Origin of the sequence: uncultured Aquimarina sp. (assembly GCF_947495315.1) — a bacterium.
Taxonomy (GTDB): Bacteria; Bacteroidota; Bacteroidia; order Flavobacteriales; family Flavobacteriaceae; genus Aquimarina.
This window is the reverse complement of the sequence record NZ_CANLYD010000014.1, coordinates 14,332-39,740: the sequence shown is the minus strand read 5'-3', so window position 1 is coordinate 39,740 and position 25,409 is coordinate 14,332. Positions and strand designations below refer to the sequence as shown.

At 32.6% G+C, this 25,409-nt stretch carries 23 protein-coding genes; 17 read left to right on the top strand and 6 right to left on the bottom strand.

All coding sequences use genetic code 11. From position 1 onward, the window contains the following. The first annotated feature begins 81 nt into the window (after positions 1-81). The 8 genes from metG to Q0910_RS20855 all read left to right on the top strand — a co-directional run bounded on the left by metG (position 82) and on the right by Q0910_RS20855 (position 9,351). Positions 82-2,148 carry a methionine--tRNA ligase gene (gene metG / locus Q0910_RS20890; protein ID WP_299220929.1) on the top strand — a complete coding sequence of 689 codons (2,067 nt, stop codon included), beginning with the start codon at positions 82-84 and terminating at the stop codon, positions 2,146-2,148. Positions 2,149-2,170: 22 nt separating this feature from the next. Next, positions 2,171-3,058, top strand: coding sequence for a DUF488 domain-containing protein (locus Q0910_RS20885; protein WP_299220926.1), 888 nt, complete (start codon positions 2,171-2,173; stop codon positions 3,056-3,058). Next, positions 3,059-3,877: a hypothetical protein gene (locus tag Q0910_RS20880; RefSeq protein ID WP_299220923.1), complete on the top strand. Its 819-nt coding sequence runs from the start codon at positions 3,059-3,061 to the stop codon at positions 3,875-3,877. A 114-nt stretch (positions 3,878-3,991) separates the two neighbouring features. Continuing rightward, positions 3,992-5,488, top strand: coding sequence for a hypothetical protein (locus Q0910_RS20875; protein WP_299220920.1), 1,497 nt, complete (start codon positions 3,992-3,994; stop codon positions 5,486-5,488). A gap of 6 nt (positions 5,489-5,494) precedes the next feature. Continuing rightward, positions 5,495-6,397: a histone deacetylase gene (locus tag Q0910_RS20870; RefSeq protein ID WP_299220917.1), complete on the top strand. Its 903-nt coding sequence runs from the start codon at positions 5,495-5,497 to the stop codon at positions 6,395-6,397. A 263-nt stretch (positions 6,398-6,660) separates the two neighbouring features. Further along, positions 6,661-8,139 carry a cellulase family glycosylhydrolase gene (locus Q0910_RS20865; protein ID WP_299220914.1) on the top strand — a complete coding sequence of 493 codons (1,479 nt, stop codon included), beginning with the start codon at positions 6,661-6,663 and terminating at the stop codon, positions 8,137-8,139. Between the two features lie 146 nt (positions 8,140-8,285). Beyond that, the gene (locus Q0910_RS20860) at positions 8,286-8,636 is read left to right on the top strand and encodes a hypothetical protein (RefSeq protein WP_299220912.1); all 351 of its coding nucleotides are present in this window, start codon (positions 8,286-8,288) and stop codon (positions 8,634-8,636) included. A 1-nt stretch (position 8,637) separates the two neighbouring features. After that, positions 8,638-9,351, top strand: coding sequence for a GIDE domain-containing protein (locus tag Q0910_RS20855; protein ID WP_299220910.1), 714 nt, complete (start codon positions 8,638-8,640; stop codon positions 9,349-9,351). Positions 9,352-9,360: 9 nt separating this feature from the next. On the opposite strand, the gene Q0910_RS20850 is transcribed toward Q0910_RS20855, so the two are convergent. Next, positions 9,361-9,831: a CBS domain-containing protein gene (locus Q0910_RS20850; protein ID WP_118459419.1), complete on the bottom strand. Its 471-nt coding sequence runs from the start codon at positions 9,829-9,831 to the stop codon at positions 9,361-9,363. 311 nt (positions 9,832-10,142) lie between these two features. On the opposite strand from Q0910_RS20850, the gene Q0910_RS20845 reads away from it, so the two are divergent. The 3 genes from Q0910_RS20845 to Q0910_RS20835 all read left to right on the top strand — a co-directional run bounded on the left by Q0910_RS20845 (position 10,143) and on the right by Q0910_RS20835 (position 13,717). Then, positions 10,143-12,545: a M28 family peptidase gene (locus Q0910_RS20845; protein WP_299220908.1), complete on the top strand. Its 2,403-nt coding sequence runs from the start codon at positions 10,143-10,145 to the stop codon at positions 12,543-12,545. Continuing rightward, positions 12,529-13,359: a cupin gene (locus tag Q0910_RS20840; protein WP_299220906.1), complete on the top strand. Its 831-nt coding sequence runs from the start codon at positions 12,529-12,531 to the stop codon at positions 13,357-13,359. The genes Q0910_RS20845 and Q0910_RS20840 overlap by 17 nt, the downstream gene beginning before the upstream one ends. A gap of 190 nt (positions 13,360-13,549) precedes the next feature. Next, on the top strand, positions 13,550-13,717 hold the full coding sequence (locus Q0910_RS20835) for a hypothetical protein (RefSeq protein ID WP_299220904.1): 168 nt from the start codon (positions 13,550-13,552) through the stop codon (positions 13,715-13,717). 100 nt (positions 13,718-13,817) lie between these two features. On the opposite strand, the gene Q0910_RS20830 is transcribed toward Q0910_RS20835, so the two are convergent. From Q0910_RS20830 to Q0910_RS20820, 3 genes are read right to left on the bottom strand one after another with little or no spacing between them, the layout of a single operon-like run. Continuing rightward, complete coding sequence (locus tag Q0910_RS20830) at positions 13,818-14,564, bottom strand: succinate dehydrogenase/fumarate reductase iron-sulfur subunit (RefSeq protein WP_299220901.1); 747 nt, start codon at positions 14,562-14,564, stop codon at positions 13,818-13,820. 6 nt (positions 14,565-14,570) lie between these two features. Next, the gene (locus Q0910_RS20825) at positions 14,571-16,586 is read right to left on the bottom strand and encodes a fumarate reductase/succinate dehydrogenase flavoprotein subunit (protein ID WP_299220899.1); all 2,016 of its coding nucleotides are present in this window, start codon (positions 16,584-16,586) and stop codon (positions 14,571-14,573) included. Between the two features lie 10 nt (positions 16,587-16,596). Beyond that, positions 16,597-17,262 (bottom strand): succinate dehydrogenase cytochrome b subunit, encoded by a 666-nt coding sequence (locus Q0910_RS20820; RefSeq protein ID WP_299220896.1) that lies wholly within the window; start codon positions 17,260-17,262, stop codon positions 16,597-16,599. Positions 17,263-17,564: 302 nt separating this feature from the next. Here Q0910_RS20820 and Q0910_RS20815 point away from each other — a divergent pair, with 302 nt between their 5' ends. The 3 genes from Q0910_RS20815 to Q0910_RS20805 all read left to right on the top strand — a co-directional run bounded on the left by Q0910_RS20815 (position 17,565) and on the right by Q0910_RS20805 (position 21,151). Next, on the top strand, positions 17,565-19,241 hold the full coding sequence (locus Q0910_RS20815; protein ID WP_299220893.1) for a helix-turn-helix domain-containing protein: 1,677 nt from the start codon (positions 17,565-17,567) through the stop codon (positions 19,239-19,241). A 152-nt stretch (positions 19,242-19,393) separates the two neighbouring features. After that, positions 19,394-19,552 (top strand): hypothetical protein, encoded by a 159-nt coding sequence (locus Q0910_RS20810; protein ID WP_299220890.1) that lies wholly within the window; start codon positions 19,394-19,396, stop codon positions 19,550-19,552. A 453-nt stretch (positions 19,553-20,005) separates the two neighbouring features. Further along, on the top strand, positions 20,006-21,151 hold the full coding sequence (locus Q0910_RS20805; RefSeq protein ID WP_299220887.1) for a methionine aminotransferase: 1,146 nt from the start codon (positions 20,006-20,008) through the stop codon (positions 21,149-21,151). A gap of 5 nt (positions 21,152-21,156) precedes the next feature. Here Q0910_RS20805 and Q0910_RS20800 read toward each other — a convergent pair whose 3' ends face one another. Both Q0910_RS20800 and dinB read right to left on the bottom strand, forming a co-directional pair. After that, a complete protein-coding gene (locus tag Q0910_RS20800; protein WP_299220884.1) occupies positions 21,157-21,906 on the bottom strand; it encodes a hypothetical protein in 750 nt (249 codons plus the stop codon). Positions 21,907-21,960: 54 nt separating this feature from the next. Next, on the bottom strand, positions 21,961-23,058 hold the full coding sequence (dinB, locus tag Q0910_RS20795; protein WP_299220881.1) for a DNA polymerase IV: 1,098 nt from the start codon (positions 23,056-23,058) through the stop codon (positions 21,961-21,963). A gap of 214 nt (positions 23,059-23,272) precedes the next feature. On the opposite strand from dinB, the gene Q0910_RS20790 reads away from it, so the two are divergent. From Q0910_RS20790 to Q0910_RS20780, 3 genes are all read left to right on the top strand, one after another. Next, on the top strand, positions 23,273-23,785 hold the full coding sequence (locus Q0910_RS20790; RefSeq protein WP_299220878.1) for a hypothetical protein: 513 nt from the start codon (positions 23,273-23,275) through the stop codon (positions 23,783-23,785). A gap of 143 nt (positions 23,786-23,928) precedes the next feature. Further along, positions 23,929-24,597, top strand: coding sequence for a nucleoside-diphosphate sugar epimerase (locus Q0910_RS20785; RefSeq protein ID WP_299220875.1), 669 nt, complete (start codon positions 23,929-23,931; stop codon positions 24,595-24,597). A 106-nt stretch (positions 24,598-24,703) separates the two neighbouring features. Beyond that, on the top strand, positions 24,704-25,402 hold the full coding sequence (locus Q0910_RS20780) for a hypothetical protein (protein WP_299220873.1): 699 nt from the start codon (positions 24,704-24,706) through the stop codon (positions 25,400-25,402). The last annotated feature ends 7 nt before the right edge of the window (positions 25,403-25,409 follow it).

Sequence of the window (25,409 nt, the reverse complement as noted above, 5' to 3'; positions counted from 1 at the left end):
TTAAGTTTCATATTAATTAAATAAAGCCTTCTTATTTTATCTCAGTGTTTAGTACCTTTGTGCCTCATTTTTACAAGCATTATGAACGCACCTAAGAGATATACAATTACATCAGCTTTACCATATACAAACGGACCTATCCATATAGGTCACCTTGCGGGAGTTTACGTTCCTGCAGATATCTATTCTAGATACCTTAGAATCACTGGAAACGATGTGGCGTTTATTTGTGGTAGTGATGAGCACGGTGCTGCCATCCCTATGCGTGCAAAAAAAGAAGGAGTCTCCCCTCAAGTAATTATAGATAAGTATCACGCAATCATCAAAAAATCTTTTGAAGACTTCGGAATTACCTTTGATAATTACTCCAGAACCTCTGCTCCTATTCATCACGAAACAGCCTCAGAGTTTTTCAAAAAATTATATGAAGATGGAAAATTTATTGAGGAAACATCAGAGCAATTATATGATGCAGAAGCAGATCAGTTTCTTGCCGATAGATTTGTTACCGGTACTTGTCCAAAATGTGGAAACGAAGAAGCCTATGGAGATCAGTGTGAAAATTGTGGTAGTTCATTAAATGCAACAGATTTAATAAACCCTAAATCGACTATCTCTGGAGCAAAACCAACTTTAAAACAGACTAAACACTGGTTCTTACCATTAGATCAATATGAAGATTTTCTTAGAGAATGGGTATTAGTAGGTCATAAAAAAGATTGGAAAACCAACGTATATGGTCAGATCAAATCATGGGTTGATGATGGGTTAAGACCAAGAGCAGTGACTCGTGATTTAGATTGGGGAATTCCTGTTCCTGTAGAAGGTGCAGAAGGAAAAGTATTATATGTTTGGTTTGATGCACCGATTGGATATATATCTTCTACTAAAGAATGGGCTGCCAGAGAAGGAAAAGACTGGGAACCTTATTGGAAAGATAAAGATACTAAGCTTGTACATTTCATTGGTAAAGATAATATCGTATTTCATTGTATTATTTTTCCAAGTATGCTAAAAGCGGAAGGTAGTTATATTTTACCGGAAAATGTACCTGCTAATGAATTCTTAAATCTGGAAGGAAACAAACTCTCTACATCAAAGAACTGGGCGGTTTGGTTACATGAATATTTAGAAGATTTTCCAGGCAAACAAGATGTATTGCGATATGCCTTAACGGCAAATGCTCCAGAAACTAAGGACAATGATTTTACCTGGAAAGATTTCCAGGATAGGAACAATAATGAACTGGTAGGTAATTTTGGAAATTTCATCAACCGAATTGTTGTACTAACTAACAAATACTATGATGGTGTAGTTCCTGCTCCAAACGAATTTTCTGAAGTAGACCTACAAACATTGACTGAATTAAGAGCATATCCAAGTGTTATTAGTAGTTCTATCGAAAGATATCGTTTTAGAGAAGGCTCTCAGGAATTGCTAAACGTTTCTAGATTGGGTAATAAATATCTGGCAGACGAAGAACCTTGGAAGCTTATCAAAACAGATCCAGAACGTGTAAAAACCATTATGTATGTCGGCTTACAAGTTGCTGCGGCTTTAGCCACCTTATCAGAACCTTTTTTACCATTTACTTCTCAGAAACTAAAGAATATTCTAGCTGTTAATTCTGATGACTTAAAAACGTATTGGAACGAAATTGCAACCAAAGAAGTGTTACTTCCAGCGGCTCATAAAATAGAAAAAGCAGAACTGTTATTCTCTAAAATCGAAGATGCCGATATCCAAAAACAACTGGATAAGTTAGAAGCTACTAAAAAAGCCAACGAAGCTGAAAATAAAACCATAGAACCACAAAAAGACACCGCAACTTTTGAGGATTTCACTAAAATGGACCTACGAGTAGGAACTATTGTAGAAGCGGAGAAAATGTCAAAGGCTAAGAAGTTATTAGTCCTTAAAGTAGATACGGGAATTAACGTTAGAACGATCGTTTCAGGAATTGCAGAACACTTTAAACCTGAAGATTTGATTGGTAAAAAGGTAACTGTTTTAGTAAATCTTGCTCCACGTGCATTACGAGGCGTAGAAAGCGAAGGAATGATTCTTATGACAGAAACTCCTAATGGAAAACTAGTATTTCTAAATCCGGATGAAGATGGAGTCAATCCTGGAGCAGTGATTAGTTAAATTGTATTCTTAACTTTACGAAATGTATTATCGAAGAAAAATAGTTCTTTCCTTATTGCAAGTTTTTGACAACAAACTTGACAAAATTTTATTGCAGAAACTTTTGTTTTTATATAGTAGATACAAACCTGAGAGAAAAACCTATGATTTTGTACCATATAAATATGGCTGTTATTCTTTCCAAGCTAATCAAGATCTATTGACATTAAAAAAATATGGAATAGTAAATTCAGATGATAAAAATTGGAAAAAGGAAAACGATCATAATTATTTGAACGAATTAAACAAACAAGACAAAAAAATAATATCCGACTTCAAGATTATTTACGGTAAAAAAACTAATAATGATTTAATAGAGCTTACCTACAAAAGATATCCCTATTATGCCATTAATAGTATAATTACGGAAAAGTATTTAAATAGTGAAGAACTGAAAAATTTAAACAACTATAGGTCTTCAGAAAATGAAACTGTATTGTTTACAATTGGTTATGAAGGAATTTCATTAGAGAAATACCTTAATAAGCTAATTAGAAATAATGTGAAGTTACTTTGTGATGTTAGAAAAAATGCTTTGAGCATGAAATATGGTTTTAGCAAAAAGCAACTTGAAAACGCTTGCAATGGTGTTGGAATCGAGTACTTACACTTTCCTGATGTGGGCATTGAATCTGATAAAAGAAGAAAATTAAATGGACAGTCAGATTATGATACTCTTTTTGAAGAGTACAAAAAAAACAAACTTGCAACTACTAAGAATACTCAATTAGAAATTCTTAAGTTATTAGAGCAAAAGGAAAGAATTGCTTTAACATGTTTTGAAGCTAATATATGCCAATGTCATAGAAAACATCTATCCGAATCTATTGCAAATCTTGAAACATTTAAATATAAACTTGAACATATTTAAATGGCAAAAACTAAAGTACTAATTTCTGTTACCACTTATCCATTACCCTCCAGGAGTTATGATGAATTAGTTTGCACAGCAGGTTTTTTAGAAGATGGTTCTTGGATCAGAATTTACCCCGTTCCATTAAGCTTTCTAAAAGATTTAAAGAAAAATGTTGGTTTTAAAAAGTATACTTGGATTGAAATTGATTTAAAAGTTAGAACTGACGATTTTCGCCCTGAAAGTCATTCCCCCAATAGTTATGACATAAAGATTCTTGACAAAATAGATACCAAAAATTATTGGCGCAGACGAAAGGAAATTTGCTTAAAGAATATTTATACTAATAAAGCTAAATTTATTGATGATTCTAAAAGTCCTACAAATGTTTCTTTAGTAACTTTTAAGCCTTCGCAAATTACAAGGTTTGAATATGAAGCAGATGACGCAGAATGGAAAAACGAGTGGAAAGAACTAAGAAAACAGACGGATTTATTTGCTGAAATCGAAAGTGATCCTGAAAAACTAATTCCAAAGGTTCCTTATAAATTCTATTATACTTTTGAAGATGACCAGGGAGTCTCCAGTAGGTTAATGATAGAGGATTGGGAAATTTTTCAATTATATTGGAATTGTTTAAAAGACTCCAATGAAGATGAGAAAATAGCTCTTGCTAAGGTAGAGGAGAAATATTTTAACCAATTTACTAAAGAGCATGATATCTATTTATTCCTTGGAACAACTATGCAATGGCATAGGAGAAGAGCTACAAATCCTTTTGTAATCATTGGCGTTTTTTATCCAAAATTGGAAAAGCAATTAAGTCTAAATTTATAATTAAAGCGGCATGTCATCCTATATACAAGCTTGTATTAATAGTATGATTTTCGATGATTAAATATGAGTTATTGCCTAGAAAATTGACATATATAAGGAACTTATTTATAAAAAATGAAACGATATATAATACTTTTTAGCTTACTATCTATATGTTTTTTTGCCAGTGCACAAGAGAAAGTATTTGAACTAGAAGATGGTTTTGTGAAATTTCAATCTAAAAAAGAGTCTTATGCATTACCTAATCAACTTACTGGTGATTTAATGCTTTTACTAGAAGAAGGCAGACAGTTTCACGCACATTTGTTAGATAGTAGTTATTCCAATACATCTAAGATTTCTACCAAAACAATCCCTTCTAAATACAGATACATCTTAGGGTATAATATTGAAGGAAATACGTATTCCATTTTCTTCAGTGATAGTTGGAGCACTAAATTTGGTGTACAGACTTTTGACTTTGACACAAAAACAGCTAAAAACACATTTTTAGACTTTAAAATTAAAGGGGAGAAATATGTAGAAAGTGTTGTTTACAATAATAAAATTCATATAATCACCATTACAAAAAAATCGTCGGATCTGAATATCTACACTTTTGATAAACAATTTACACCTACTAAAAACACAGTTTCTTTAAAAGAATTAGAATATCCAAATCCCGGAAGCAGAAATCACACTATAAATGCGTACTATTTGTTGCTTTCTGATGCTGGTGGAATTTCACGCTCAGTTATAGATATTGAAAAAATAGAAGGAAGTAATCCCAATGTTATTGAAACGACTTCAAAAGAAAACAAACTATATCAGTTTAACAATAAATTGGTTTTTAGTTTTGACTATGATCATAAAAAAACTCAATTGTGCTTTATTGATCTAGAAACATTTGAAACTATTGTAAAATCTTATGATAAGCCGTCTGAAACTGAAGAGGGATATCGTAAAAGTAATTCATATATATTCGACAATAAGCTTTTTCAGATTGCCAGTTCTAACCAAAAAATGAAGTTTACTGTGTTAGATCTTAAGACTGAAAAAATAATTAAAGAATATAAAGTAACCAAAGAAGATACGATTCGATTTAAAAACTCTCCTATCATTCAGGAAGGAGGAGGTATACTTCCTGGTTTTTCAGAAAATCGAGTTAGAGAAATGGAAAAAACATCCAAATATCTTAGAAAAATCTCTTCCTCCGATTTAGGGATATCGGTGTACAAAGTAGACAATGAATATAATATCGTGCTTGGAGGTACAAAAGAAATTACTACCAGTAATGGATATGCTGGAATGAATGGTTTTAATGGTGGATTTGGTATGGGAGGGACTGTTGGCGGTTCTACTGGTGTATGGATAGGTTTTAATCCGACGTTCTATAACTATAGTAGTTATACAACTACAAAATCTACATATATCAACTGTTTGTTTGATAATAACTTTAATCATATACAAGGCGATATTAAAAAGAATGGTTATGATCGATTATTTGAATTCGAAGACAATTTAGACATCAAAACGAAAGCGGTTAATATCTTTTTACATAAGGACAGATTACATTACGGTTTCTTTGATCCCAAAAAAAGAACCTATGAATTATATAGCTTCAAAGAATAGCTCTCTATGCTTAAGATAGCATACCATCCTATATACAAACATCCTTTACCGGAAGGGCATCGTTTTCCGATGATTAAATATGAGTTGTTACCTAAACAATTGCTTCATGAAGGCACCTGTATAGAAGAGAACTTTTTTACACCTCAAATACCTGATTCTCGACCTATTTTAGCTGTTCATACCCAAGAATACTATAAAGAGCTCACGAAACTTACATTAGATCGAAAAGCGGTACGCAAAATTGGATTTCCTTTATCCCAAGAGCTTGTAGATCGCGAGGTAATCATTGCCGATGGTACCATTAAAGCTTCAGAATATGCATTAAAATATGGAATCTCTATGAATATTGCAGGCGGAACGCATCACGCGTATACTGATCGCGGTGAGGCTTTTTGCTTATTAAATGATCAAGCTATTGGAGCAAGATTTTTATTGCAAAAGCAATTGGCAAAAAAAGTATTAATCGTTGATCTGGATGTACATCAGGGCAACGGAACCGCTGAGATATTTGAGAATGACGCAGATGTTTACACATTCTCAATGCATGGAGCTAGTAATTACCCTTTTAAGAAGGAACAATCCGACTTAGACATCCCTCTTGATAATGGAACTGAAGATGCAGATTATTTAAAAATCTTAAAAGAAACCCTTCCTACCCTTATAGAAAACCAAAAACCAGATTTTATTTATTATCTCTGTGGTGTAGATATTTTGGCTTCAGATAAACTTGGTAGATTGGGTTGTACGATTGATGGCTGCAAAGAAAGAGATCGTTTTGTACTGCAAACTTGTAAAGATCTCTCGATCCCGGTAATGTGCTCTATGGGTGGCGGATACTCCCCAGATATCAAAATTATCATTGACGCACATGCTAACACTTTTAGGCTAGCACAAGACATCTATTTCTAATATTCTGTAATAAAGAAAAAACACTTGTAAGTTATATCCCATACACATCTATTCTAATTACTTTACAACAAAGAATTCTTACTTTTTTTATTACGAAATCTCTAAACAAACTAAAGATTTAATAGATAAAACACTAAAAATCAAAATGATTAAAAGGTTTTCCATAAAAATTCAATTTATGTACAATACTGCTAATAATGAAATACTAAAAGCTTTTTCGCAATCGTTATAGATGCTTATTAACCGTAACACAAATCATCAAAATGAAAAGTTTTTACATTACCCTATTGAGTGCATTGCTTATATGTATCAATGCTACCTCGCAAACTGATAATTGCGAAGGCAATTGGTTATCTACAAGTGGCAATAAATTGCTAGATGCTGATGGAAATGAAGTAATTCTAGCCGGAGTTAACTGGTTTGGTTTCGAAACGCAACTCAGCAGTTTTCATGGAATCTGGTCTCGAGATCACAAAAGTGTTTTACAACAATCCAAAGACCTAGGTTTTAATTGTTTTAGAATACCTTGGCACAATATGATGCTAAGAGATGGTGCTTCTATAAACATCAGTTCTTATGGCACTGATCCGTATACTGGTGTAACACCTATGAATGAGGAAGAAGCAAATTACAGTACTCCATTAGAATTACTAGATAGAGTGGTAAAGTGGTGTCAGGAGAATGATATGAAAATAATTCTTGATTGCCACTCTAGAAATCCTGATGCATATCTCGTTGAAAAATTATGGTATACTGATAATGTTTCAGAACAACAATGGATTGATGATTGGGTATTTTTAGCGGACCGTTATAAAGAATATGATGCCGTTATTGGTATGGATATCAATAATGAACCAAATGGAAAAATTGACAATCCTCTAGGAGCTAGATGGGGTAACAATGATCCGGCTACAGATTGGAGAATGGCTGCCGAAAAATGTGGAAATGCAATTTTAGAAGCAAATCCTAATGTATTAATCATGGTAGAAGGAATTGAGGCTTATACAAAACCAGATGGTACACAAACTTCTTATTGGTGGGGAGGAAACTTACAAGGTGCAAGAGATTATCCAATTACTTTAAGTAACCCAAACAAATTAATGTATTCACCTCACGAATATGGTCCAACAGTTTTTGAACAAACTTGGTTCTCCGCTCCTGATTTCCCTGAGAATATGCCAGGCATTTGGGAAGAACAATTTAACTTCCTTAATACTAACGGAACCTCTCCTTTACTTGTTGGAGAATTAGGGATAAAAGGGCAAGGTGGACTAGATGAAATCTGGTTTGCAAAGTTTATAGATTTTATAAAAGAAAAAAAATTGCACTTTACCTTTTGGGCGTTAAACCCTAACTCTGGTGACACAGGAGGTATTCTAGCCGATGATTGGACCACCGTAGTGCAATGGAAAATGGATTATTTACAGCCAATTTTATCAAATCCAATCCCTAACTGCTCTGCAGGTAACGTATTAAGTGTAAATGATCTATCAGATATTTCATTTAGCGTATATCCGAATCCGGCAACCCAAATAGTAAACTTTAATTTTAAAGAAGGAACTATTGCAACGATAGGTATTTATGATCTTAACGGAAGAGAAGTAAACCTACTTGATGATAAAGTATTGTCTTCTAACAGCTACGCATATGATGTTTCCAAACTAGCTGCAGGGATGTATATGTCTAAGATAACTCTTGCAAATTCGAAAGAAACTTTCACTAAAAAAATACTTATTAAATAACAGATCTTGCTAAACTAATGTAAAAGCAACTAGTTAGGTAACTAGTTGCTTTTTTGTTTATAATACTTAAAAAAATAGTGTACACAGAAGCCGATTACAAACGATTAAATCGGATTATTGTATCTTGCTGATTTAAATATAACGCAATGCAAAAAGACTGTCCGGAATGTGGCGAAAAAATTATCGGTCGAGCAGATAAAAAGTTCTGTAGTGATTACTGCAGAAATGCTTTTAACAATAAAATCAATAAGGATAGTAAAAACCTGGTAAGAAATATTAATAATCGCCTTAGAAAAAACTATAGGATACTAGAAGAACTCAATCCCAACGAGAAAACAAAAACTACCAGATCAAAACTTATCGCTAAAGGGTTTGATTTTCAACATTTCACTAGCATTTATACAACTAAAGTCGGTACGATATATTATTTTGTATATGACCAAGGGTACCTTCCGCTAGAAAATGAATATTACGCCTTAGTCAAAAGAAATAGCTAGTATGTATGTTCTTAACATTTTAAAACTTGATCTGGGAAACGGAGGTTTCTTTTTTATTTTCCTTTTTGGAGTTATTATATTTCTAATTTTTTCGCAAATATACAGTAAGAAAAACAGAATGCTCCGGAAATTAAAGGAGTATCCTTTCAAGAAAATTCAACTCTGTAAAGAAAATGAATATATAAAAATCAAGGGGAAAGCTTTTCCTATTAATGAACCTTTTATATCTCCTATCGGAAAAAGGAAATGTTTGTATTATAAAATACAGGTAGAAGAAAAAAGAAGCAATGGAAAAAGCAGTTCCTGGAGAACCATTATTCAAGAAGAGGAATTTCAGGATTTTATCATTGAAAGTCAGGGTGATAAAGCTATAGTCTCTACAAAAATTCCGAAAAGCGCTAAAACTGTTTATCTTGATCAAGACATAGAATATACATCAGGAACCTGGAATGACGCCCCGAAATTTTTAGAACAATATCTACAATCACATGGTAAAGATAGTACTGGATTGTTTGGTTTTAACAAAAGCATACGTTATAGAGAAGGAGTCATTGAAATAGGAGAAAAAATTACAATATTGGGTACAGGAAATTGGAAAGAGTCCGATCATAATCTCGATCCATACTCTTCTAAAAGTTTATACATATCTGGTAATAGTGAAAACAAGCTAATCATAACAGATGATCCCAAAGCACAAGAGTTAAAAAAGAAATAGAACCTAGTTCTACTTATCTCTCCAATTTTGGCTATTCATTTTTAGAGCAGCTTTCATTACATCTTTTTGACTGATCTGCCCTACTAACTTGCCATCTTCTAAAATTGGAAATCGTCTTCTTTTAGTCTCTAAAAACTTATTTGCAGCATCAAAAATGCTAATGTTTCCATCAATGGTTTCCACATTTTTTACCATAAACCTTTCTACATTGGCGTCATCAATAGGCATATTATAGTAACGACTTTCATTTAATTGTTTGATGCAATCTCCTTCAGAAATAATACCCAATAATTCATTTTGTTCATTGACAACCGGACCACCTGAAATTTTATTTTTTACTAATGACTCCATTACTTCCAAAACAGACTGTTTTGGAGAAAAAGTAATCAAATTTCTGGTCATATAATCCGAAACTTTAATTGGTGTATTATCTTGTTTTTTTACCTTAGATCTAGCGCCCTGAAAACTTATAATTCCCATAATAATAGTGATTTAGTGAATCTTAAATATAGTCATTTTACATTACTTATTCAATGGATTTTTAACATTTATAATAGTAAAATCTTATTTTATTACCTTTATCGCAACCAATAAAATAGATAAATATTAGTTATTATTAAAAAAACTAACGCTCGTGACACTTATCTTAATAGATATTAAATAAATGAGGCAAATAGGAATCAAATTGATAAAAGTGAGATTACTAACATTTCTTTTTCATGCTTCCATTTTTGTTATAAAATCTTACCCTACATTTCTTCATACAAACTAACACAAACAACCAATAACTGATGAAAAAAATTCTTTCAGTACTCACACTTTTACTAATTGTTTTATCTGTTTGGTATACTTTTTATAGTAGTATGCCTCAACAAATTTCTGGTCTCGATACTCCTGAACAAGAATTTTCTACTTTGCGGGCATTAGAACATGTCAAAAAAATATCTGAGAAACCCCATTACTTAGGTAGCCCAGCGCACGACGAAGCTAAAGATTATATCATAGAAGAACTCAAAAAACTGGGCTTGTCACCCGAAATTCAGGAAGGTTTTTCTATCGGTGATAAAGGTAGTATGAGCAAACCTCAAAATATTATTGCCAAAATCAAAGGTACATCAGAAGACAGTAAGGCATTACTCCTTCTCTCACATTACGATAGTAGTCAGCATTCTTCTTATGGGGCAAGTGATGCAGGAAGTGGAGTTGCAACTATTTTAGAAGGTGTTAGAGCATATATAGCACAAAACAAAACTCCTAAAAATGATATTATCATATGTATTACAGATGGTGAAGAATTAGGCTTAAATGGTGCTGATCTCTTTGTAACCGAACATCCTTGGTCAAAAGATGTAGGTCTTGTACTAAATTTTGAAGCCAGAGGAAGTGGAGGAAATTCCTATATGCTGATGGAAACCAATGGTAAGAATGGTAAGATGATTGAAGAATTCATAAAAGCTGATCCACAGTTTCCGGTAACAAACTCATTGGCTTATAGTATTTATAAATTATTACCTAATGACACTGATTTAACCGTTTTTAGGAGACATGGAAATATAGAAGGATATAATTTTGCTTTTATTGATGATCACTTTGATTATCATACCGCCAATGATACCTGGCAAAATCTAGATCTGAATACACTACAACATCAAGGTAGTTATTTAATGCCGCTATTAACCTATTTTTCCAATTCTGATATTACGAATCTGAAATCAGAAGAGGACTTTTTATATTTTAACGCCCCAATATTTAAGGTTATTAAATATCCATTTAGTTGGATTTATCCATTACTCGGGTTAGCAATTTTACTATTTATAGGTTTCATAATGTACGGAAAAGCTAGATTTCGTATTAATGCAGGAGAAGTCGGAAGTGGGTTTTTAGCATTTATTATTTCTGTAGGTTTAGCTGGAGTTTTAGGTTTCGGACTTTGGAAATTGGCATTGATCATATATCCAGAATACAATGATATCTTGCATGGTTTTCCATATAACGGATATTACTACATAGCGGGAGCTGTATTACTGGCTGTCGCTGCTTTCTTTAAAGTATATAGTATTTTTGATAATGAAGAGGAACTACCTAGTATATTAGTAGCTCCTTTGTTTTTTTGGATCCTAATTTGTGGAGCTGCTGCTGTTTATTTAGAAGGTGCTAGTTATTTTATCATACCTGTACTTCTCTGTCTTCTATGTCAGTTTGTTTTGATTAATCAGAAAAGACCATTTCCAATACTAATGCTCATTTTATGTCTGCCGGCTATTTTTATGATTGTACCGTTTATCGCGACATTTCCAGTTGCTTTAGGATTAAAAATTGCTTTTGCTTCATCAGTGTTAACAGTTTTACTTTGTACATTGCTCTTACCTGTAGTAGGTTTTTATACTAAAAAAAGTATGTTGGGCACTGTTATATTTGTGTTAGCATTAGTATGCCTTGGGGCATCTCACTTTAAGTCTGATTTCACTGAAGAAAGGCAAAAACCAAATAGTTTAGTATATATAGTACACGAAGACCAAAATAAAGCGTATTGGGCGTCTTATGACCATACATTAGATTCCTGGACAAAAAACCATATAGATCGACTTAAAAATCTAGCTAAAGATTGGAATCAAAATACTATTGAGAGTAAATACAGTAACTCCTTCAACTATGTGAATAATGCTCCCCTAAAAGATATTAAATCTGTAAAAGTTGAAACCTCTTTTGATAGTATAAAGGGAGATAAAAGAATACTGGATATTTGCCTACGTCCTCAACGCGATATCAACAGGATTGATTTGTTTATGCGTAAGTCTTTTAATTTTGAAAGTTTATTGGCAAATGGAGTTGCTCCAAAAGATGTAACCTATAAAGATGGATCTGTATACAATGCATTCACTAATCGCTGGAGTAACCGTTTGTTAACATATCACCTAAGAAATAATGAACCTTTAGAGCTAAGAATGCAATTTCATAAGGATTCTGTACCAGAAATTGTTGTATACGAATCTTCATATGATCTGCTGGAAAATGATCTACTCTCTGTTTCAAAACGTTCTGAAACGATGATTCCAAAACCCTTTGTGCTTAATGATGCCATTACAATTAAAAAAACATTGAGATTCGAGTATGTTGAAAAACCTCAGGATTCTACATCTTTGCAAACAGATCAATCTCAAAATTTATCAGAAGATAATGAGCAAACAAATTAGTATCCTAGGTACGGGATGGTTAGGATTACCATTAGCAAAAGCTTTACTTACAGAAAAACACATTGTTAAAGGTTCCACAACCTCAAAAAACAAATTAGTTAACCTTAAAAATCAGGGTATTGATCCGTACCTAACGGAAGTCACAGAAGATCGTCCTAAAGGTGCTATTGATTCTTTTCTAGCCAAAAGTGAAATCCTGATTATCAATATACCTCCAGGGTTAAGAAGAAATCCAGAAAGTAATTTTGTAGGCAAAATCCAACATCTAATCCCAATCATTGAGCAATCTACTATCCAAAAAGTGCTTTTTATTAGCTCTACATCGGTTTTTGCAGATCTTGAAGGTTTTCCTTTGATTACATCTGAAACGTGTCCAAATGCTATTTCAAATGCCGGAAAACAATTAATAGAAACGGAAAAAATCCTGCGAGATAATCAAAACTTTGAAACTACTATTCTTCGTTTTGCCGGTTTATTTGATTCCAGAAGACATCCAGCAACTATGCTTTCGAAAAGGAAAAATATCAAAAATCCACTTGCACCCATAAACCTTATTCATAGAGAAGATTGTATTGGTGTTATCAAAAAAATAATAGAAATGGATCATTGGAATGATGTTTTTAATACATCCTATCCAGAGCATCCTCCAAAAGCTAAGTATTATAGTATGATTTGCAAACAAATGGAACTACCTATTCCTGATTATGATTATGAAACTCTTTCAAAAGGGAAGATTGTTAATTCTGATAAGACTTTAAAAGTTTTGGGATATACTTTTAAAAGGAATTTGAATTTATTCGATAAAAACCCTTGATTCTATCCGTTTGATAAGGGAATCAATTAATTATCCCTCTCCATACGGATTAGGCAAAGCAAATCCATTATCAAATTTATAACTATGAAATCTTTCTATTTAAAAGAAAAATTCAAACAACTTTAATAGTTTTTGTTTTTTTTACTTAAACTTACAGGGAAATTAGTGTAATCACAAAACTTAAAATGTCATGAAAAATCAAAAAACAACTGCTATTAGTAACTTTGCAAGTTATAAAACAGTCAATTTATCATCAATTTATGGTGGAAATGGCAACGGAAGTGAAATAGGTGGTGATCTTGAGATGAATTCCAATATAAAAGGTGGCGTTTTAAATGCCGCTATCGGAAAAGGATAGGCTATCCTAATTAAGCGATTTAGTAAAAACATCCAATGTAAAAGCCTCTGTTTTATCAGAGGCTTTTTATATTTTAAAGAATAATTATTTCAGAAATAAATCACCCTTTCAAACTAGCTTTCATATACTCACGATTCATACGAGCAATATTTTCTAAAGAAATTCCTTTAGGACATTCTATTTCGCAAGCTCCAGTATTCGTACAATTACCAAATCCTTCTTCATCCATTTGGTTTACCATAGCCATTACACGCTCGGTAGCTTCTACTTGCCCTTGAGGCAATAATGAAAACTGTGACACTTTCGCCGAAGTAAATAACATCGCAGATGCATTTTTACAAGCCGCAACACATGCTCCACAACCAATACAGGTTGCTGCATCCATTGCTTCATCTGCATCTTCCTTACGAATAGGGATCGCATTAGCATCAATAGTATTACCTGAAGTATTTACAGAAATAAATCCTCCTGCCTGCTGTATACGATCAAAAGAGCTCCTATCAATCATTAAATCTTTAACAACCGGAAACGCCTTCGCTCTAAATGGCTCAATAAAAATAGTATCTCCATCATTAAACTTACGCATATGCAACTGACAGGTGGTTATCAACCTATCTGGTCCATGAGGCTCTCCATTGATCTGTAATGAACAAGCTCCACAAATACCTTCTCTACAGTCATGGTCAAATACCACAGGTTCTTCACCTTTAGTAATCAACTCTTCGTTTAACACGTCTAGCATTTCTAAAAAAGACATATCTCCTTCAATTCCAGAGATTGGATACTCTACTATCTTTCCTTTGGATTGAGCGTCTTTCTGACGCCATATTTTTAATGTAAGATTCATAGCTTTTTATTTATAAGAACGTGTTTTTAATTCAATGTTTTCAAATACTAAGTCTTCTTTATGAAGGACAGCATCTTTAGGTTCTCCCTTATATTCCCAGGCAGAAACGTATTTAAAGTTTTTATCATCTCTCAGAGCTTCTCCTTTCTGTTCACCATCTTGTTCAACAGATTCTTCTCTAAAATGTCCTCCGCAAGATTCGTTACGATCCAAAGCATCTTTTGCAAATAATTCTCCTAACTCCAAGAAATCAGCAACTCTTCCGGCTTTTTCCAATTCTGGATTCATACTATTAGCGGCTCCGGGAACTTTTACGTTTTTCCAGAAATCTTCTCTCAAAGCAGCTATTTCATCAATTGCTTCTTTTAATCCCTTCTCATTACGAGACATTCCACATTTATTCCACATGATCTTACCTAATTTCTTATGGTAATAATCAACAGAATGCTCTCCGGATCCACCCATTAGCTTCTCAATTCGATCTTTTACATCTTTCTCAGCTTGATCAAACTCTGGTGTATCCGTTGGGATTTTTCCGGTACGTATATCGTGAGATAGATAATCTCCAATAGTATATGGTAATACGAAGTATCCATCGGCCAATCCTTGCATCAATGCAGAAGCTCCTAATCTATTTGCTCCGTGATCAGAGAAATTAGCTTCTCCAGCAGCATAACAACCAGGAACTGTAGTTTGTAAGTTATAATCTACCCAAAGACCTCCCATTGTGTAGTGTACAGCCGGATAGATCATCATTGGAGTTTTATACGGATTCTCATCCACAATTTTCTCATACATCTGGAATAAGTTACCATACTTCTCTTCGATAACTTTTTCTCCAAATTCCAATATTTGTTCTGCAGTAGGATTATGAATTCCTGAAGTCAATGCTTTTTCTTTCCCGTATCGTTGAATAGCAGCAGCAAAATCAAGATACACAGCTTCTCCGGTTTTGTTTACTCCAAAACCTTCATCACAACGCTCTTTTGCCGCTCTAGAAGCTACATCACGAGGAACCAAATTACCAAATGCAGGATAACGACGTTCTAAGTAATAGTCTCTTTCTTCTTCGGATAATTGTGTTGGTTTTAATTTACCAGCACGTATCGCTTCTACATCTTCTTTTCTTTTTGGAACCCAAATTCGACCATCATTACGTAAAGATTCTGACATTAAAGTCAATTTAGACTGATGATCTCCTGACACCGGAATACATGTTGGATGGATCTGTGTATAACATGGATTTGCAAAGAAAGCTCCTCTTCTGTGTGCTCTCCAGGCTGCCATCACATTACTTCCCATTGCATTGGTACTTAAGAAGAATACGTTTCCATATCCACCTGATGCCAATACTACAGCGTGTGCAGAATGACGTTCGATTTCTCCAGTTACCAAATTTCTGGCAATAATTCCTCTTGCTTTGCCATCAACTTTCACTAGATCTAACATCTCGTGACGATTGAAAGCTTGTATTTTTCCACGGTTGATCTGACGGTTCATCGCTGAGTATGCCCCAAGCAATAACTGCTGACCAGTTTGCCCTTTCGCGTAAAAAGTACGTGATACTAATACACCACCAAATGATCGATTGTCCAATAACCCACCATATTCGCGTGCAAAAGGAACTCCTTGAGCGACACATTGATCGATGATATTTCCTGAAACTTCAGCCAATCTGTAAACATTTGCTTCTCTAGATCGATAATCCCCTCCTTTTACAGTATCATAAAAAAGACGGTAATTAGAATCACCATCTCCTTGATAATTTTTTGCTGCGTTGATTCCTCCTTGAGCCGCAATAGAGTGCGCACGACGTGGAGAATCAGAATAACAAAATGTTTTTACGTTATATCCAAGTTCTGCCAGTGTAGCAGCAGCACTTCCTCCTGCTAATCCAGTACCAACAACAATAACATCAATATTACGCTTATTGGCTGGATTCACCAGGTTAATTGTATTTTTATGTTTTGTCCACTTATCTGCCAGTGGACCTTCTGGTATTTTAGAGTCTAAAATTGACATAATAGTGGTTTTAGTGATTATGATTAAAATGAAGGACTAAGGATATGATAATAAATCCTAGTGGGATTACAATCGAAAATACCTTAGCAAACTTAGTTGCTCCAACAGAAAATTTGTTATTGAAACCAACAGATTGAAACGATGATGCAAACCCGTGCCATAAATGTAATGCCAAGAAAACAAAAGACAGCACATATAATCCAGTACGTACCGGACTTACAAATTTCTCTGTCAATTCATGATAGTAACGTGAAGGGTCTTCTGGTGCGAACTCTATATATTTATGTACTATTTCCGGAATCCAGAAATCGTAAAAGTGTAGCCCTAAAAATGCCAAAATCACTAATCCGGAAAGAATCATATTTCTGGACATCCAGGAAGCACCTGCTCCAGCGTTATATTTTGCATATTTAACTGCTCTAGCGTTTCGATTTTTTATTTCCAAAACAAATCCCATAATAAAATGGAAAACTACCCCAAAAATTAATACTGGCTGTAAAGCAAACTGCACCAATGGATTTGTACCCATAAAATGCGATAATTCGTTAAAAGTATCTGGGCTAAAAACAGAAGTAAAATTGATGGTAAAATGCTGTAATAAGAAAAATACTAAGAAAAGTCCCGAAAGTGCCATCGCAACCTTTCTAGCTATTGAAGATTTTATCAATCCACTCATTATAAAGAATGTTTAAAAATTTGATTAGCAAAAATAAGCTTCAAACTTGTTTTTAACAAGATTTTGAACCAGTAATACAGTATTTATAATGAATTAAAATAGATTTTAAATTTTGTTGAGTTTTCATTACGAAATCGTTTGAAATATAATACTATCTTTAAACAAAAGACAATATTACTTTTTTATAATCGTGTAAATTTTTCCTAACACAACACTTTCGGAAGTTATTATTTTCTGTAATAACTTAAAAAATGAAAAACATTACTTTTGAGAAATCATCGAATTTTAAATAAATGACTTTTTTGACGAAACAATTCCTGTCAACATGTTTTCTTATCACATTCTTATTCATTAGCAAAAGTGTATTAGCTAATGGAATTCAAATAAGTATACCAGATAGCTTAACGACTAAATCTCCGAAACAAATTGTAGCATATATAAAACGTTCTAATCCCCAAGAAAGTAAAGTATATGAAAGTGCTCTTAATAAAATTTCTGATAGCGATCTAATTTTAGCTCAACAATATTATAACATAGCTTCATTCTTCTATAATAAAGAAGAATATGAACGTAGTACTTATTATTTGAACAAAACCGCCAAACTTGCAAAAAAAATAGAGGACGATACATTTTTATCTAAATGTTATATAAAATTAGGGAATGCTTATCTGAAAGATTGGAAAAATCAAAAATCCCTTGATTCTTATGATCTCGCACTAAAAATTTTACAAAAGAATAAAAATATAAAATATCAACTTGCTGTAAATTCTGGAATAGCAATGATTCTTAGAAGAATGCAGCAATTGGATAAAGCGTTAGAGGTTTGTAAAAACGCCTTATCACTTATTGAAAATTCATCTTATAAAAATAGCATAGACCACGTTAAATTTATTACCATAATTAGTGAAACATATCTCGATCAAAAAAAATATGATTCAGTCCTACATTATGCAGATATAGGAATAGCAATGTCAGAATCTTTAGATTATTCTATTGGACATATTGATTTATTAACTAAAAAAGGCATCGTATCATTTAATAGAAATAAATTACCTCAGGCATTGGAGCATTTATATTTAGCTGAGGATATTCTGATAAATAAGAAGATTACCCAAAAAAAATCAATACTAAATCTCTATTATTTTCTGGCAAGTTGTTTTTATGAGCAAAAAGAATACAACAAAGCTATTTCTTATTTAAAAAATACCGAACCTCTATTAGAAGAAAAAGATTCAAGAAACATACGATTCATAGATATAAATAAGTTATTCGCAAAATGCTATAAAGTAATTGACAAAAAACAAGAATCAATATACTTAGAGAAAGTCGTAGTACTACAGGCGCAGTTTCAAGATGCAACAAATAAAACAGTAAATAAATTACATAAGCAGAATACTCAAAAACTAGAAAACAAATTAAAAGCACGTTATAAGGAGTATGTGTTCTTTATACTACTATTCGTCTGTGTTTTTTTGATGTTCATTCTTTTTAAATACTTCAGAAAACAAAAAAATAATAAAGTGCGTTTTGATACATTAATACAAAAAATAAACACTTTAGAATCCAAAGAAAAGAACAATCCTAAGGCTATTATAATTGATGACAAAAAAGTTAATGATGTTCTTAACGGATTGCATAAGCTAGAAAGTCAAGAGTTTTTTTTAAATACCGATTGTGATTTAAGATCAATGGCCAAAAAAGTAAAAACGAATACTACCTATTTATCTAAAATCATTAAAACACATAAGGCAAATAGTTTTAACGATTATATAAATGATTTAAGAATTGAATACGCTCTAAAAAGATTAAAAAACGATAGAAAATTTAGATCTTTTTCGGTAAAATCAATTGCCTTAGAAATTGGATATAAAACGGATAATTCTTTTACTAAACATTTTAAATCAAAAACTGGATTAAATCCTTCGTATTATATTAAAAAAATAAATAATCAGACGAAGGATTCCAAAAAAAAATCATAATGCTTAAACAGTTAGAAAGCAATAAAAAAACAACTAATCTAACCTCTAAACTTCACCTTAATTTCTTTAAAATACGGTTACCAATTTATGAATTACCAGGTATTAAAAGTACCTTGATTTAATATTCATTGTTTAACTTAAATATTATAATCATGAAAACAAAAGAACAAAAGGTAATTACCTTACAAAAGCTAACTATCGCTAAGATCAACACAAATTCTATGTATAAGATAAAAGGTGGGGATTGCGAAGTAATTGAACCTGATATGGGTACTCACGAGAGTATTTGTCTTTGTGATAACGTTTATTAAAATCAAACTTCTTAATTAACCCCTATTTTACATCCGTATTTTTCGAAAAATACGGATGTTTTGTTTTTTTACCTATTGATTTCGATATAACTTGAGTTGAAAATCACTGTATGATGAGTACTTGATTTTAACAAGGGTAAACCGAAAACCTTTTAATAGAGTAGGTAAAACATCAATAGTTTAAAACACAAAATTATGTTATCAAAAATTCTAAAATTAAAAGACGTTGCCAAATTGGACAAATCAGAACAACTATCTATCAACGGAGGCTATTATTGCAGAACAAATCTACGTTGTGAAACATCACAGGATTGTTGGGAAGTAACAGGCGATTTTTCAGATAGATGTAACCAAGGTTATTGCCATATATTTTAGATATTAATTTAATTTCTCAACAGTAAACCCTGTCATTTTCAGGGTTTTTTTATACCTTCTATTTTTTGATTTATAACTATGAGGAATATCCAAACAAAATTGCCCAACGTATCTACTACAATTTTTACTGTAATGAGTAAAATGGCAAATGATTATGAAGCTATTAATCTCTCTCAAGGATTTCCAAATTTTAAAACTGACAAAAAACTAATTGATTTAGTGACCATTGGCATGCAGCAAGGACATAATCAATATGCTCCTATGTCTGGTTTATTGTCTTTAAGAGAGGTGATTGTGGAAAAAACTAATGCTCTTTACAATAGCAATTACCATCCCGAAACAGATATAACGATTACTTCTGGAGCTACGCAGGCTATTTTTACCATTATTTCAGCATTTATTCATCCCGGAGACGAAGTTATTGTTTTTAAACCAGCCTATGATTCTTATGAACCTTCTATAGAATTATTCGGCGGAACGATCATTCCGATTCAGTTGTCAGCACCTAATTTTACCGTTGATTGGAAGGAAGTTGCCAGTAAAATTACGTCCAAAACAAAAATGATCATCATCAACACTCCTCATAACCCAACGGGAACTGTTTTATCAAAAAACGACATGCTTCAGCTGGAAGCTTTATTAAAAAATACTGATATTATTTTACTAAGCGACGAAGTCTATGAACATATTATTTTTGATAGTCAGGAACATCAAAGTATTGCCAGATTTCCTGGATTAGCAGAAAGAGCTTTTATTACAGCTTCTTTTGGTAAAACGTTTCATACAACTGGCTGGAAAATGGGATATTGTATAGCACCTAGAGATCTGATGGTAGAATTCAGAAAGGTGCATCAGTTTAACGTATTCTGCAGTAGTCATCCTATGCAATATGCATTGGCAGCATATCTAAAAACACCTGAACATTATTTATCCCTGCCGGATTTTTATCAAGAAAAAAGAGATATATTCTTATCATTAATAAAAGATTCCAGATTTTCATACATTCCTGCAGCAGGAACTTATTTCCAATTGTTAGAGTATTCTGCTATTACCGATGAAGGTGATGTGGCTTTCGCCGAAAGACTAACAAAAGAACACAAAATCGCTTCAATTCCAGTTTCTGTGTTTAATCTAAATCAACAGGATGATAAAGTACTACGATTTTGTTTTGCAAAAACAGAAGATACATTAAAACGCGCAGCAGAAATTTTATGTAACATATAAAAATCTTATCGATTCCCTTTTAGCGCATTATAATTTACCAATACAACCTCAACTTTTTCATCATTTAGAATCTCTTTGGTAGTGAAAAAATCAATATTCAGGATGGGTACCAAAACCCAAATATATTTTATGCGATTTGGAAAATGTTCCTTTATGATTCTATAATCCTTATGATTTGTCGAAATTCCAATATTAGGTTGTTCTTTTAAGATTTTTTCAATCTTTCGTATCACAATTTGTAACTTATCTTCATCTCTTTTCCTTAAATCATATGGCAAATAATAACTAGTTTTAAACCCTTCTTTGGTAAATATTGGCAATGCCTCCGCATAACGTGTTTCGATTAAAATATTTTGCAAGGGATAATTTCTTTTCCCGAAAATCCGGAGTAATTTATCTAAAATATCGCCAGCTGTATCCTTATTCAGGTTTTTGATATCTAACCACAGTAAAGGATGTTGCGTTTTATCCAAAGTGTCAAAATAGTCTTCAAATTTTAAACCTATTGATTCTGAAGTGGAATGATTTATATCCAAAAAATCCCCTTCTGCATCATATATCAAATCTAATTCTACTCCTCTAAAATATTGTAATGCCGAATGAAGTTTTTCTGTACTATTAGCTCTATGTGCCCATATTTTATTGTAGTGTCCAAGAAATTCTAATTTATATGGACTTAGGTGATACAAAAATAAAAGTATCAATAAAACAACTGTAATCGCAACCCTAAATTTAGCCTTTTTACTCATAGTCATGATACGTGCAAATTACAGTTTAATTAGAAACTCTTCCTTATCAAATTATAGTTTCTAAAAATCAAACCTTAACTGAATAATCTCTACTTCTTGTTTTTCTATTTTCTTTTGATCTTTCTTACCCGTATTTAAGTTAGAAAGTGAAATTCCTAACAATCGCACTGAGTTCTTCATTTCTGATTGATATAGTAATTCCTTTGCCGTCTCCAAAAGTATATCTGCATCATTTACAAAATAAGGTAATGTCTTACTTCGGGTCTGAAGTGTGAAATCACTATATTTAATCTTTAGCGTCACTGTTCTCCCTGCTACTTTACTTCTTTTTAAGCGCTTTTGTAATTCCTCTGCAATATTTTCTAGTCGTTCCAGCATATATATTTCAGAAGAAATATTGTCGCTAAAAGTCCTTTCTGCAGCAAGAGATTTTCGTTCTCGATTTGGTTTCACTTCACTCAAATGAATTCCTCTAACAATTTTATAATAATGTCCTCCGGATTTACCAAAATGTTGGGTCAGAAACTCTTCTGATTTCGTTTTTAAGTCCTTTCCGGTATAAATCCCTAATTGGTACATTTTAGCTTGTGTCACTTTTCCTACTCCGTAGAATTTTTTAACATCCAGGTCTTCCAAAAACTCTATGACTTCTTCTGGATTTACGGTTTTCTGGCCGTTAGGCTTGTTATAATCGCTAGCAACTTTGGCGATAAATTTATTGACAGATATTCCTGCCGATGCGGTCAATCCTACTTCATCAAAAATTCGTTGTCTGATTTCCTGAGCGATTAAAGATGCACTGGGATTTCCTTTTTTATTTTCGGTTACATCGAGATACGCCTCATCAAGTGATAAAGGTTCCACTAAATCTGTATACTCAAAAAATATTTTACGGATTAGTTTCGAAATCTCCTGATACCGATCAAATCTTGGCCTCACAAAAAGCAAATCAGGACATAACTTTCTGGCAGTAAACCCAGGCATTGCAGAACGAACACCAAATTTGCGTGCTTCATAACTCGCAGCACTAACAACACCACGCTTTCCACCACCACCTACAGCCAGAGGTTTTCCCTTAAGCTCTGGATTGTCCATTTGCTCAACAGATGCATAAAATGCATCCATATCTACGTGTATGATTTTTCTCTGACTTTTCATTATTTGTCTCCTACAAAAATAGTGGATATAAACTATTCAAAAGAGCTCATAATCGATTGACTTTAAATCTTCATTACAAAAGCATCTAAGCAAATATTCCAGTATTAAATACTTCTAAAAAATGATATTCTTATATTTGTAAGGATTTTATCAGATAAAAATAATATCTTGCTTTATTGATCCCAATCAATTTGAACTAAATTATATTTAAAAAATGAAAAATTATACCCTACTCCTACTTTTTGCTTTTATATGCTGTAAATCAGAAAGTAAGCCTTCTGACAACCATAATAAATTAAGCGAAACTAACCCTACAGAAGAGGTTGATACTACAAACGAGGAAAATAGCCCTGTAACTGTTACTCAAAAAACATATATAGCTACTCAAAACGATAAAACTGGTAACATTACCCAGAAATTATCTGTTTCCTGGTTATCAGAGGACACTATACAATATACGCTTGTGTTTGAGAATCAGTCCTGTAAAAAAACTACTATTGGCGGAAAAGCTACGGCATTAAAACCCGGTAAAGAACCTTTTATGAATAGTTATAAGGGGGCTTCTTTCGAAGTTAAAAAATACCAAGAAAGCAAACAAGGTTATAAAATTGTTTTACACATAGATTCTACAAACAAAGATAAAGCTGTTGTTGATCTATCTCTTTCCCAAGATGGTGAAAATGAAGACTGCAAACCAAGCAGTATGGTAATGGTAGCGCAAAATTAACATTAACATCATTTTTTTACTACAACAAAAAAGGAAATGAGCTACCCATATCTTTGAGGTGCTTAGTGCATTGTATAAAAGATATACAAGATTGGTCTTAATTATCTCGTAAGACATACGATTCTTCTTGTTAAATTTGTAAGATGGCTAAAACAGCAATCATATTAGGAGCAACAGGATTAACAGGAAGAATTCTTTTAGACACATTACTCGATGATGATCGTTACTCTAAAATTAAGTTGTTCTCCAGAAAAACTGTCGGAATCTCTCATCCCAAAATAGAAGAACATCTAATTAACATGCTTCAATTAAAAACTATTGCGATAGATTTTATTGGAGATGAAGTGTTTTGTTGTATTGGAACTACGAATGCCAAAACCCCAGATAAAGGATTGTATCGCACCATTGATTATGGTATTCCGGTAACAGCAGCGCAACTTTGTAAGCAAAACAATATTAAAACTTTTATAATTATCTCTGCTTTAGGAGCGGACCCAAAAAGTCGGGTATTTTATAATCGTACCAAAGGCGAAATGGAAGAAACAGTTTTAACTATGGAAATTCCTAAAACACATATTTTGCAACCGTCATTAATTAGTGGTAAAAGACATGAAAAAAGAACTGGAGAATATTTCTTTAAACAGTTAATGAAAGTAATAAATCCTCTATTGCTCGGATCTTTAAAAAAATATCGTTCGATTCATCCTGAAACGATCGTTTCAGCAATGATATGGTTAGCGAACAATGAATTCAATAGTAAAAGAGTAGTTTCTGATCAAATCAAAGTAATTCATACGAAAAAAGGCATCTAATTGGTTCATATACGGTATCCGTATCTTTCTGAGCTCCTATAATTACTGAATATCCATAACAGCTTCTACATTTGTTTGAAAATTATGAATCATTAAAAAACAAACAATGAAGTTATTAAAAAATTTCACCCTAGTCTTCTTGACTTGTCTGTTAACAACAAGTCTTGTTGCTCAATCCAATGTAAAATCCTTTGACTTTAAAAAAGGAGAAGTTCTAGATATTCTCTTACTAACCAATAAACCAGATATCGAAAAAGACTTTGAAAGATACAAAAAGACCGCCTTCCCTGTAGCTTTTAAAAGAACCTATCGACCACAACCTGGATTTAGTATCAAAGAAACAACTCAGGGAAACATTCAACCTACTACTTTTATTTTTGGCAAATGGAATGACTTAAAAAATCGTGAACAATTTATTTCAGAAATTGAAGATATAGTTCCGGATTTCCATGTACAACGTAGAAATATGTGGTCTATATTTAATTTAACCTACTATGAAATGCCAAAAGACATTTCGTTCAAAATAGACAGGAGTAAATATATTGTAGCTACATCTTACTGGAAAAAAGATACTGAATCGTTCAAAAAATTCACAGAACTTTGGTTACAAAAATCGAAAGCAAAAGGAGGAAAAAAAATTCTTCAATTAACCAATGGAAAATCACCTTTGGGGTATTATCATAATCCCGATTTATTAGTTATCACTCAATGGGAGAATAAACAAGAATTTGATGCTTTTTACAAAGAAAACCTTACCATGAATCACAAAGGCGTGTTACATGTAAATCAATTTGTATTAAACTAGTATATTA